Consider the following 812-nt stretch of genomic DNA (forward strand, 5'->3'; position numbering starts at 1 on the left):
GAAGAAAAAGCCGCTCACTGAGGAGCTGATCAAGAGGCTTCATGCTCTGGTCGAGGTCGGTCCCCGTGCGAAGCCCACGCCCTACCGGGAAGGCCAGAATGCCATCAAGAACAGCTCCACAGGCGCTCTGATCTACCTGCCCCCGGAGGCAGAGGATGTCCCCTCCCTCATGGCCTCCCTGGTGGCCTGGGCAGACGAGGCGGAAAGGTCCGGGCTGCCTGCTCCCCTCATAGCCGGCCTGGTCCACTACCAGTTTGTCACCATTCACCCCTACTACGACGGCAACGGCAGAACCGCCCGCCTGCTGGCCACATTTATCCTGCACAAAGGCGGCTACGGCCTGAACGGCTTCTTCTCCCTGGAGGAGCACCACGCCCGAGATCTTCCCGGCTACTATCAAGCCCTAACTACTCATCCTCACCACAACTACTACTTCGGCAGAAGCGAGGCCGATGTGACGCCCTGGCTGGAATACTTCATCTCCACCCTGGCAGCAGTCTTTGAGGCCGTCCGGCTCACTGCCCAAAAGTGCGCCTTTGAAGGGCGGCAGGCCGAGCCGGAGGAGCTGCGTCGCCTGGATCATCGGGCAAGGGTGGTGCTCGGCCTCTTTGCTGCAAAGGAAACCGTCACCGCTCCTCAGGTGGCAGCAGAGCTTGGTCTCTCCGAGCGCATGGCCAGGAACCTTCTAACGGATTGGGTTAGAGATGGCTGGCTGGAAGTAGCCGATCCCTCCCGTCGTGCTCGATCCTATAGTTTATCGGCAAAATATCGGCAATACATCGGCAGCTTATCGGCAATAGTTCGGGAAGAAG

General features: G+C 60.1%; 1 protein-coding gene. It reads left to right on the forward strand.

Annotation, left to right across the window (positions count from 1 at the left end; all coding sequences use genetic code 11):
- A partial coding sequence (locus tag BP727_RS09335) for a Fic family protein (RefSeq protein WP_286858507.1) occupies positions 1 to 812 on the forward strand: 812 nt, incomplete at both ends.

The organism is Methanosaeta sp. UBA356, assembly GCF_002496465.1.
Classification (GTDB): Archaea; Halobacteriota; Methanosarcinia; order Methanotrichales; family Methanotrichaceae; genus Methanothrix; species Methanothrix soehngenii.